The 12,241-nt window shown below is 37.1% G+C and carries 5 protein-coding genes; 2 read left to right on the forward strand and 3 right to left on the reverse strand.

The genetic code is table 11. The features are described 5' to 3' along the window. Positions 1-3 precede the first annotated feature (3 nt). From ACFO7M_RS11360 to ACFO7M_RS11370, 3 genes are all read right to left on the reverse strand, one after another. Positions 4-891, reverse strand: coding sequence for a glucosaminidase domain-containing protein (locus ACFO7M_RS11360; RefSeq protein ID WP_379735721.1), 888 nt, complete (start codon positions 889-891; stop codon positions 4-6). Then, on the reverse strand, positions 884-1,789 hold the full coding sequence (locus tag ACFO7M_RS11365) for a 1-aminocyclopropane-1-carboxylate deaminase/D-cysteine desulfhydrase (RefSeq protein ID WP_379735722.1): 906 nt from the start codon (positions 1,787-1,789) through the stop codon (positions 884-886). The genes ACFO7M_RS11360 and ACFO7M_RS11365 overlap by 8 nt, the downstream gene beginning before the upstream one ends. 68 nt (positions 1,790-1,857) lie before the next feature. Beyond that, positions 1,858-3,711 carry a T9SS sorting signal type C domain-containing protein gene (locus ACFO7M_RS11370; RefSeq protein ID WP_379735724.1) on the reverse strand — a complete coding sequence of 618 codons (1,854 nt, stop codon included), beginning with the start codon at positions 3,709-3,711 and terminating at the stop codon, positions 1,858-1,860. A gap of 260 nt (positions 3,712-3,971) precedes the next feature. Between ACFO7M_RS11370 and ACFO7M_RS11375 the strand changes: the two genes are divergently transcribed. Together ACFO7M_RS11375 and ACFO7M_RS11380 are read left to right on the forward strand one after the other, a co-directional pair. Beyond that, entirely contained in the window at positions 3,972-6,329 is a 2,358-nt protein-coding gene (locus tag ACFO7M_RS11375) for a hypothetical protein (RefSeq protein ID WP_379735726.1), read from the forward strand. Between the two features lie 967 nt (positions 6,330-7,296). Next, positions 7,297-12,123 carry a GEVED domain-containing protein gene (locus ACFO7M_RS11380; protein ID WP_379735727.1) on the forward strand — a complete coding sequence of 1,609 codons (4,827 nt, stop codon included), beginning with the start codon at positions 7,297-7,299 and terminating at the stop codon, positions 12,121-12,123. Positions 12,124-12,241 lie beyond the last annotated feature (118 nt).

A 12,241-nucleotide genomic window follows, 5' to 3' on the forward strand; every position in this document is an offset into this window, starting at 1 on the left:
AAATTAACGAATTATAAGAATTTGACCAATAGAAATGGCATTATCAGCTAAATTATTTTTAGCCTTCAAAGTATCTACAGATACATTATATTTTCTAGAAATGGAGTACAGTGTTTCTCCTTGAGAAACTGTATGTGTATTTTCTCCTGATGCTGTTGGCACTGCTCTTTCCACAGCCTTTTCCGCAATTTTTTCTACTTCTTTAACTTCTGCATTGAATTCAATCCCCAACACTTCTGCATCATACTTTTGCAACTGATAGCGTTCAATCAAACTGATCAATTTGTTCGGATATTTAGGATCTGTAGCATAACCCGACTTTTTTAATCCATATGACCATCCCTTGTAATCATTTTTCTGTAATTTGAATAAAGGTGCATACCATGGACGACTGGTTAAAAACAAACAATGATCACGGTAGGAATCACGAGGATTATCGTATTTACGGAAACATTCCTGAGCTTCATCATCGTCATAGCGAACATATTCACCCGTCCATTCCTTATGACATTTAATTCCGAAATGATTATTGGCTATCTGACACAACATACCAGTACCCGCTCCCGACTCTAAAATTCCCTGAGCTAGAGTAATACTAGCCGGAATACCATGTTTTACCATATTATCTTTGGCCGCATCTTTAAATTGATTGATGTACGCATTAACTATTTCAGTAGTAACCTTAACTTTAGATGTTGCAACTAACTCTTCCGATTTTTTTTGTGTCTCATCAATTACAATTTTTTCTTCAGGCTTGATGACTTTTTTAGCGGGGTTAACTTGTACTGTTTTATGAACAATTGGTTTCTTTTTCGCTGTTTGGACTTTCGACTTTGAAGAGCCACATGCTACTAAAGCTAGAGTAATAATTATGTATAAAATCTTATTCATCGAAATGTATCTTTTTCATTTTCTTTTTTTCCAAATAACTATTCATACCTTCTATTCCTTGTAAGCCACCAGTATGAATCATTAGTACTTTTGAGTTGAGAGGGAATTGTTTTTTTTCAATCAAATCCATCACTCCAAAAGCCATTTTCCCAGTATAAACTGGATCTAGAGGTATTTTAGTTTCCTTGTAGAATTGATTTAAAAAATCGATTAACTCTTCCGTAATCTTTCCATACCCACCGAAATGATAATCCAATATCAATTCCCAATTGTTATTCTGTGCAAACTTACGAATTTCACTTTGTAAAAAATCACCTTTTAACGCAGGAAATCCAAGAACCTTTTGATGCGACAACGCCGAATTGATTAATCCAGAGATAGTCCCACCGGTACCGACAGGGCAACATATAAAATCATATTCAGAATCTATATCTTGTATAATTTCCTCACAACCTTTCACAGCCAATAAATTGGTTCCACCCTCCGGCAAAATGTAACAATTTCCGTATTTTGATTGCAGGTAGTTCCTAAAATTTTCAGACTCTTTTTCTTGGTACAAACTTCTGGTAATGAACTCAAATTTCATTCCGTTTTTTTGAGCAAATTTAAGAGTAGGGTTTTCATTTATTTTTGATGGAAGTTCTTCACCTCTTATAACCCCAACGCAATTAATACCTTCTTCTTTACATGCATAAGCTGTTGCTGCAATATGATTTGAGAATGCTCCACCGAAAGTCACTAAAGAATCGTATCCTTTGTGCTTGAATTCAAGAAGATTATAAAATAGTTTTCTAAACTTATTCCCAGAAACAAAGGGATGAATCAAATCTTCTCTCTTTATGGTCAAAGAGATTCCATTTACATTTTCATAAACAATTTGATTTTTGATGATTCCCATTGCAGCAAAAGTAGTGCAATAAAAAAAGCCCCGCAAAACGGAGCTTATCATTTTACAGCTATAGACTGTTATTTTTTTGAAATGGCCACTTTTTTCGCAACTTCCTTACCTTCGAGATTAGTCACTTTGACAATATACACACCATCACTTAATCCAGTTGTTGTAAATTCGTAACTGGCATTACTACCTAAGTTTTCTTTGCTAAAAATTAATTTTCCGGACACGTCATACAAAATCACTTTTTTGATAGTTACTGCATTCGGATTTCTTAGTGTCAACATTCCCGAAGAATTATTTTGGAATACAGTTAGAGTATTAAAAAATTCATCATCTGTTTCCAAACTATTTCCATCTTGGAACGTAATTTCAAATCTTGTTTTATATGAACCTGCCGGCAGTGTTATTGAGAAGAAATCTTCACGTATGTCATGATACACATCTGTTTCTTTGTCGTGCATATAAACCGCTTGTTTTGGATCAAATCCCCACAAATTATCCATCACTTTAATCATAAAATTGGTTTCTGCATTACAAACCAATCCAACAGGGATTTTTTTATCAATATCAAACTTATAAGCTCCAACGATATATTCTTTTGCGTCATTTTCTGCAATGTAGAAAAAACGTGCCGGATTGGACGTTGATGCAGAAGCACCGTCAAATCCATAATCAAACCCATCGGTTGCTTTATCATCAAATGCCAATGTTGTAGGCGTTACTCCACCTCTGTTAAACATCGCATTTATTCTTAATTGAGGTGCATATCCTTTTCTTTCAGTTGTATAATCTTTTCCAGCTACATTCGGTATGTTTGGAAAATATTCCATTTCGGTGTTGTAAACTGGATCCGAATTTATTGCATTATTGCCTTGACGGGCAAATTCAGAAAAATTCGCTGGTGCTTCTTTGACAAAAACACGGTACGCATTTTTCATTGATACCACTCCTGCCGCAGTTCCTTTTACCATGAAACCTTGACCTACAGGCGTAAATCGTCTTTGATAAACTGCTCCATTAGCACCAGTATCTGTATTATAAGTTCCATTCCCATTATAACTCCAAAAATCTGCAGGTGTATATCCTGTACCGGCAGTATAGATTCCATACCCTCCTTGGTATTGGTTTAGCATGTGACTATTTACTGGAACTTGCTCCCAAAACAAAGCTCTACCATCAATCACTGCTGAATTTGCCGGATCATTTAAAAAAGCATTCAAATCGATTGCACTTGGATAGGGATTTCCGATTAAAGTAAAATTACCTGCAAGAACCGCATTTGTAATTGTACCATCATTTGGTTTTCCTCTAAAATCGTATCGTTGTTTACTTCCTGGATTATTTTGACCAGCCCCAGTATGTGGCACTGTAGTATCACTACCACTTGTTCCCTTCATTGAAAAACCTTCACCAGGGTTAATCCCATATGAAGACCCTATGTAAACCCATTGAGAATAAGTATTAGACGCTCTAAAAGCATTAATCCATCTTTGTGAAATAGACAAATTTCCAGGACTCGAAACACCATCATAACTTCCTGCCGGCAGAACTGTAGCAGCATTAGTTGACGTTGCAGTCGTTGGCACACCTAACTGCTGAACCCCAAAAGGATTATTAACCAATGTACTTGAATTCACATTCCCAACTGGAGAGCACCAATAGTTGTATTGATAATTATTTACGGTACCTTCTTGAAAAACCGATAATTTTCCTAAACCTCTATTTGTACCGGCTGTAGTTGTTCCTTGTAATAACTGAGAACCATTCCTCAAATAAACGAAGCTACTTGCAGCATTTAGTTCAACATTTCCTTTCACAAAGACATGCTGATCGTTAACATACATGTAAGTATTCGGACTTACATACATTTGTGCATTTACCAAAAAACCACAAAGAACCGACATCATTAAGTAGATTTTTCTCATAGCATACGTTTTTAGAAACAGTAGTTAATACTTGAGTTCAAATGTAGATAATTCTTACAGAAGAACCAATTTAGACCGCTAATTTTTAACGATTTAAAACCAAATTTAGCATTAAATTGAAATTCCTACAAATAAAAAATAGCATTTATTTATTTTTTATAAATAATTTCCTAACTTTTTACTTTTCAACGTTTTTTTTTGTATTTTTAACGGTATATCAATTAGTTATATTTTTTTATCAAATAAAACAAGCAACTATTATGACTAAATTCTTCTTTTTTACATTATTTATTTCCTGCACTACCTTGTTTAGTCAGGTGGGAGTAGGAACTGTTGCACCTAATGCAGCATTAGACGTAACTAGTACTGATGACGGTATACTTATACCGAGAATAGCCCTGGTAAACACCACTACAGCTACTGTGGTAACCCCAACAACATCAGAAATCGTATACAACACTGCTACCATTAATGATGTAACACCAGGTTTTTATTACTGGAATGGAACCGTTTGGGTAAGAATCCTAACCGGAGCAAATGATGATTGGAGAACCACAGGAAACACCGGCACAACTGCAGGTACCAATTACATCGGGACTACCGACGCTGTGGATTTCAGAATCAAAACCCAAGCAACTGATCGTTGGAACATTTCTAACGCCAACAACGGACAATTACAATCCTACTCTTTAGGAACAGCAGCTTTACCGACCTTTTCATGGCAATCCGACACCAATACAGGAATTTTTAGCTCAGGAGCAGACCAATTGGATTTTTCAACCAATGGAGCCGCTCGCTTCAGAATCCCCGCAGCCAATCAAGTACACGCTTTGTCACTTGGTACTGCCGCTTTACCTTTCTATTCATTCAGCGCCGATACTAATACGGGCATTTTCAGCCCTGGAGCTGATCAAGTGGATTTTTCAACCAATGGAGCCGCGCGTTTCAGAATACCAGCTGCCGATCAAGTACACGCTTTATCATTAGGAACAGCCGCTTTACCTTTCTATTCATTCAGTGGAGATCCCGACATCGGTTTATGGAGCCCAACTGCAAACAATTTAGCATTCTCCACCAATGCAACAGAAAGATGGAGATTGGACGCCAATGGAAATGTTGGAGTTGGACAATCTTTACCAAAAGGAGTTTTAGACATAGATGCTACTGACAGAGGAATTGTTTTTCCTAGAGTAGCTTTAACCGCTTCAAATGTTCAAGCTCCAATAATCAACCCACAAACCGGAACAATACCTGCCGGAACCGTGGTCTACAACACCGCCACTGCAGGAGTCTCTCCCAACAACGTTTCCCCAGGATTATATTTCTGGAACGGAACCAGATGGTATGCATTTGCGGGATCATCAGGAGGGCTAGATTGGTCTCTGACAGGAAATAGCGGAACATCAGTTGGAACCAACTTCCTTGGCACAACAGACGCACAAGATTTAGCAATAAGAACAAATAATATTGAAAGAGCCAGAATTCTTCAAAGTAATGGTCATTTTTTAATAAACAGAACTGCAAATGACGTTACATCCGGTACAGATAATATTTTTGAAGTATTAGCATCAACAGATGGCGATGATGCAATTAATGGCTACGCTACCGGAACCGGAATTGGAGTATTCGGAACAACAACAGGAACAGGAGTTGGTGTTAGAGGAACTGCAAATAACGCAACAGGAACAGCCATCTCAGGATCAAATACTGATGTTGCCGGACCTGGTATAATAGGATCAGGCGGTAATGCTGCAGGAAGTTACTACACCACATCAGGAATCAATGGAAACGGGCTCACTACAGGAGCTGTCGGACTAGCTACCACTGTAGCAGACGGCGTAGGTGTACGCGGAAACGGAAACAACGTTTCTACAAATACAACCTCAGGCATAGGAGCAGGAGTTGCAGGATCAGGCACACAAATTGGTGTCTTTGGACATGCAAGCAACACAACAGGTTCCAAACACGGAGGAGTTTTTACAAGTGAGCATGGCGCCGGAGGAACAACTGATAATCCATATGCGTATTTAGCAGGTTCAGATGGAACCCTAGTTTACGGAGGTTATTTTGATGCCAATCAAGACAATGTTGCCGCAGGAGGTATGGATTATGCCTATGTTGGAGTTGTAAGTGGAGGAACAACATATAAGATTTTAGGAACCGGCACAGTATCAACTATGGTAGAAGATTCCAACAACGAAAAAAGGATTATGTTTGCTCCAGAAGCTCCAGAAATTTTATTTCAAGATTATGGAATTGGGCAATTAAACAATGGAGAAGCCAATATCATTTTGGACAAAATCCTAACTAAAAACATTCATGTTGATGAAAACAATCCTTTAAAAGTCTTCATCCAATTAGAAGGAGATTGTGAAGGTGTTTATGTAACAAATAAATCGGCCAATGGATTCACTGTTAAAGAATTAAAAAATGGAAAAAGCAATGTGTCATTTTCTTGGCAGATAGTTGCCTCCAGAGCAGACATGATGGAAAGCGTAACAAGTAAAAAAATACATTCCAAGCATGTTGGCGTAAGATTCCCTGTTGGTCCCGGACCATTAAAGCATCGTAATGAACATAAAGAAACTGCAGTTAAAGTAAAAGAAAGAAAAGAATAACATCATCTATTTTCTCTTTCTACAACCAAAAAGCCTTGACAATTCAAGGCTTTTTACTATAACTAACTTATCAAAATTCACACAAAAAGTTTGGAATATAAATTCCATATCCTACTCCCCATTCCATACAACTCTGGGTAAAAACTTCTCATTGTATTTCAAATCCAAAACAAGAAATTAAAAACCACACCAAATACGCATTTCTCAAAAAAAGAAAAACAAAACGCTTTGATTTTAAAACAATTACACCTCGAAACGGTATGAAATTTTGCAAAAAAAATGCTATTCTGTCATTTTTTTACAGCATTTTTCTTGTTAAAAAAAATTTTTTTTCGATGAAACGTAGCACTATTACGACGAAATACTATTTTTTCAAAACAAGTTGCAATAAAATTCTTTGTTTTATTAGAACAAAAAATATAATTTTACAAAATAGCGAACCTCATAAAATTCAGTACTGATTTTTATGAAGCCACTATATTACACATATTTAAAATTGAACAAATTTATTCCCAAAGAATAAAGACATTCATTTACAAAAAATTAATACAATACATCTAAACCATCAATCAGTCAATAGCATTACGCTTTTGTTCAATATATACGCCACTAACCGAAACAATATTTTATCAGACATAATTTGCCTTAACCTCTCAAAATCATTGATTAATAAAATCACCCAATGATTATGAGACAAAATTAGAGAAACAAAACAATAACCGGATATGGTTTTTCCGTAAAAATTGTTAAAATAAGTTCTTAAGACATTACATTATCAACCAAAAATCTAAATATCAATTTAAACAAAACAATCAAATTGCTTATGAAAAAAAACTACTATTTCCTTAAACAACTCTTAGAAAATATCTTAAGCTAAAAAGTAGACAGGCCTCATAAACCTTACACTCAAATGAGATATAAATCTAAAAAAACACCAATGATTAAATAGATTAATTTAAGAATGCTTATGAAAAGGAATTACCCCAATACTACCAAACAAGTAGTCAAAAAAAACTTACAATTCCAAGTATTTAACTCGAATAGTAAATTATCTTTAAAAACCTTCATGTTATTCGCTATTGTATTATTATACAGCAGCATAACAATTGGACAAGTCTCTAATTACGGCTTCAGTCAGACTATAGGAACATTTACCACACCTGCAGGTTTATCAAACAATAGCGGAAACAACTGGGACGATGAAAACAACCCAGGAACAATTGGCTTTACTTTTAATTTTAATGGAACCAATTATACAACCTGCAATGTTAACACCAATGGCTATATAACTTTCGGAGCCACGCTACCCGCAACCAACAACTTCACTCCCATTTCTTCAAACACAGGTTATGCAGGAGCAATAAGCGCTTTAGGCAGAGACTTATTTCATAACGGAACAAGGGTCAAAACAGTAACTACTGGATCTGCCCCCAATAGAACTTTTATTGTAGAATGGACCAATGCAAGAAGAATTTCATTGGGATCTGCAAGAAATGGCGATTTTAATTTTCAAATAATACTTCATGAAACCACAAATGTTATTCAAGTGGTTTACGGAGCATGCTCTTCTGCATATGCAATAGATCTAACCACACAAGTCGGGTTGAGAGGAGCCTCAAATGCTGACTTTAACAACAGATCAACAACCAATAACTGGCCTGCTTCAACCGCTGGAGGAACAAACACTGCCACATGTAATACTGGAGATGGCGCCGGCGAACTACCAACTAACGGACTTACGTACACATGGACTCCTAGACCAACTATTACAAGTTTAGTAGGATCACCAGCCTGTGCAGGGGGAAATATAACCATAAACGGTACTAATTTATCAAACGCAACTGCCGTTACAATAGGCGGCACACCTGTTTCATCAATTACCTCCAATACATCAACACAAATAGTTGCCGTTATCGGATCTGGAACAACAGGTACAGTGCAAGTTACAACAGCTGGAGGAACAGCGACAAGCGCAAGTTCATTTACTGTAAATCCTGCCCCTGCTGCAATTGGTGGAGGAAGTGCGAGTGTTTGTGCAGGAGCAACAACTCCGGCATTTACGAATGCCACAGCTGGAGGAACTTGGTCAATCACCAACGGTACTGGAAGTGCTTCAATTACCGCAGGAGGTATCGTTACTGGTATTAGTGCCGGAACAGCAACTGTGGTATATTCCCTTGGCACTTGTACTTCTACAACCCCAATCACAATCAACCCAACCATTAACACTTTAGCAACGGCTACTACACCAACAGATGGCGCAACTGCTGTTTGTTATTCTGGTTCAGGCGCTATAACACAATTAAGTTGGGGGGCTGCTGCAGGCGCTACTGGTTATGATGTTTACTTTGGAACTACAACTACTCCTGCATTAGTAAGTTCAAATCAAGCTGCAACGACTTGGACAATTAGTCCAGTATTGGCAGCCAACACAACCTACTACTGGAAAATCGTTCCAAGAAATGGTTGTGGTGTAACAACCGGAACAGCTGTAAACTGGAGCTTTACAACAACTAGCGCTCCTTGTGTTGCTTACTGTACACCTGCATCAACTTCAGGCACAGCTTACATAGCAGGAGTTAGCTCAGAAGGCACCTTAGTAAATGGATCCAACACTCCAACTGGTTATTCAGTTGGTGGATATGGCAATTTTTCAGGTATAACAATTGCAAGTCAAATACCCGGAGGAGGTATCAATATCAACATTAACTTAGTGGGTGGTCAACATATTAGAACTTTCGTAGACTGGAATAACGATGGTACTTTTGCTGATCCTGCTGAAGAAGTATATACTACAGGCGCAACAACATTGAGTGGCCCAACAACGTATGGCTTCCTAGTTCCATCTGGTCAAGCACCAGGCAATTACAGAATGAGAATTAGAACAAGATCTGTTACACCGATAGACCCATGCGTATCTCACCCGTCGGGAGAAGCAGAGGATTACACTATTAACATTGTAGCGGATTGTTTGCAAAAAATCACTAATGTTACCAATGGTTCGGCATGCGGTAGCCCTAATACTGTAACTCTTGCTGCAACATCTGCAGGTGCAACTGGATTCAGATGGTACAGTGCAGAAACAGGAGGAAGTTTATTAGCTACAACAGCAACAGGAAGTTGGACAACACCTTCAATAGCTGCAACAACAACTTACTATGTAACTGCCTATAACGGAACTTGTGAATCACTTTACAGAACTCCAGTTAAAGCCACTATATTAACAACTACCAACATCACAATCACACCTTCAGCACCTGTATTATGTGGAGACAATAATCCTATTACTATAACAGCATCTGGGGATACTACCGAAGAAGATATTTTAGTTCAGGATTTTGAAAGTGGCATGGCACCTTTTACTGCAACAATACCAACAAACACTAGTACTGGAGCAGATTCTCCATGGTCGGTAAAAACAAGTCCGTATCAACCATCTGGGACTTCTGTTTGGAAACCGGCAATAAACTCGGGCTCGATAGCAACAATTGGTAATAAATTTGCTTTATCTTCATCCGATTACAATGGTTCAAACATGGTGTCTATCATTACATCACCATCGATTAACCCATCTACATACACAAGTTTAACACTAACATTTGATCAATATTATTCTTATTTTTCAGCAGATAGTGGTGAAGTACAGGTTTCAATCAATGGTGGCGCATTTACATCGGTAACTCCCACTGCTGCAGTTTACAATTCAGATCTAGGAACACCTTCTAATTTCGTGACACAAACGGTAAACCTTAATGCTTATGCACTTCCTGCAAATACAAGTTTACAGTTCCGTTTTGTTTACACTGCGCAATTTGATGATGGATGGGCAATTGACAATATCAAACTTACAGGTATAAAACCTTTGAATACAGCTTTTACATGGAGCGGAGGTGTTGATGCCTATACAGACGTATCATGCACAATCCCTTATGTTGCTCAAAGTGTGTCAACAATTTATGTGAAACCAAACGCAACCCAATTAAACAGTGCATCATGGTCATTTACTGCAACCGCTACTCTATCGAATGGTTGTACTGCAGTTAAAAACATCAATGTAACGAATAATACAAAAACTTGGACAGGAGCTAGTTCACAATTATGGAATGATGCGAGCAACTGGGCACCAAGTGGAGTACCAACTTCATCAAATTGTGTTGTAATTCCAAATACAACGCAGATTACAGGTACAGGTTACAATGCATTTGCAAAAAACCTTACCATCAAATCTACTGGTAACTTAGAATTACAGTCATCGAATAACTTAACAGTTACGGATGAAGTCACTGTTAACGCTTCTGGAGTTTTCAACATTAGAAACAATGCCAGCTTAGTACAAACAAGCAATGTTGCCAATACAGGTAGCGTCAACGCACAAAGAAGTGCAAATGTAAGACAACAGGATTACGTATATTGGTCGGCTCCAGTAGCAAATTTCCCTGTAGGTTCTATCTCTCCAGGTACTAGTGGTAGTTATATTTACAAATGGCTACCCACAACCAGTACAAGCTACACAAGTAATTTTGGAAATTGGTCAGGTACAGCTGAAAACATGGTAACCGGCAAAGGATACATAGTTAGAGGACCTAATGCCTACTCAACTTCCGCTGCCGCTAATTATACTGCAACTTTTACAGGTGTTCCAAATAACGGTACAATAACAACACCTATATCAAGAAGCACATACAATGGCGCCAGCTATCCAGGCCCAACAACAACTTTGGTAACCGCTAATGATGATAACTGGAACTTGGTTGGAAATCCATATCCATCATCAATCAGAGCGATTGATTTCTTAAATGCAAATACAAATATTGCCGGATTTGTTAATTTATGGACACATGGAACATTACCTGTATCATCTGTAGATCCTTTCTATGCTAATTACACATACAACTATACTGTTGCTGATTACATCACTTACAATGCATCAGGCGCCTCTTCAGGGCCAGGAGTATTTAATGGATTTATTGGATCAGGACAAGGTTTCTTTGTATTGATGAATCATACTTCAGCTGCCACAACCGAAACTGTTACTTTCAACAATAGTATGAGAAGCGCAACCTATAGCAATTCGCAATTTTACAGAACTGCTGACAATAATGCCAATTCTCCTGAACCAGAACACAACAGAATTTGGTTAGACATTATCAAAACAGCTGACAATAGCAACAGACGTACTTTAGTTGGATATATTGAAGGCGCTACTAATGAGAAAGATCGTTTGTATGACGCTATCGGAAGTGAAAAACTCAATTTCAACATCTACTCACTTTTAAACAATGAAATGCAACTTATACAAGGAAAAGCATTACCATTTGATAATAATGACAAAATTGAGATTGGAATCAACGCTCCGCAAACAGGTGAATATAAAATAGCAATTGGAGCTTTGGATGGCTTATTCAATAATGAAGCTCAAGACATTCTCCTAGAAGATAAATTACTGAATGTAACTCATAATTTAAAAACAAGTCCATATACTTTCAGTGCAAATCAAGGAAGAGACAATTCTCGATTTGTTTTAAAATTTGTCAATCAGACTTTATCTGACGATGATAATGTATATGCAAATGACATCAAAATATTTGCAACAAACACTTTGAATATAGATTCGTACAAACACATTATTAACAATGTAACCGTTTACGATGTAGTAGGTAAAAAATTATTAGAGATTGATGCTATTCAACAAAAGCAAATCACCATCTCTCAATTAAAACCGACCACAAATATACTTTTAGTTAAAGTTACCTTGGAAAACGGAAACGTAATTACGAAAAAAGTAATTTACTAAAATCGAATTACTTACTTTAATCAAAAAAACCTTCAAGTATTTGAAGGTTTTTTTGTGATTTTTTTTATTTACACACCCAAAACTCTACTTCTGTTAATCTTATTTTCAATTTAAACAC

It is taken from the genome of Flavobacterium sp. GCM10023249, from assembly GCF_042653365.1.
Taxonomy (GTDB): Bacteria; Bacteroidota; Bacteroidia; order Flavobacteriales; family Flavobacteriaceae; genus Flavobacterium.

Coding starts and splice junctions, on each gene's coding strand:
- ACFO7M_RS11360 (WP_379735721.1), bottom strand. CDS start 891: ATGAATAAGATTTTATACATAATTATTACTCTAGCTTTAGTAGCATGT.
- ACFO7M_RS11365 (WP_379735722.1), bottom strand. CDS start 1,789: ATGGGAATCATCAAAAATCAAATTGTTTATGAAAATGTAAATGGAATC.
- ACFO7M_RS11370 (WP_379735724.1), bottom strand. CDS start 3,711: ATGAGAAAAATCTACTTAATGATGTCGGTTCTTTGTGGTTTTTTGGTA.
- ACFO7M_RS11375 (WP_379735726.1), top strand. CDS start 3,972: ATGACTAAATTCTTCTTTTTTACATTATTTATTTCCTGCACTACCTTG.
- ACFO7M_RS11380 (WP_379735727.1), top strand. CDS start 7,297: ATGAAAAGGAATTACCCCAATACTACCAAACAAGTAGTCAAAAAAAAC.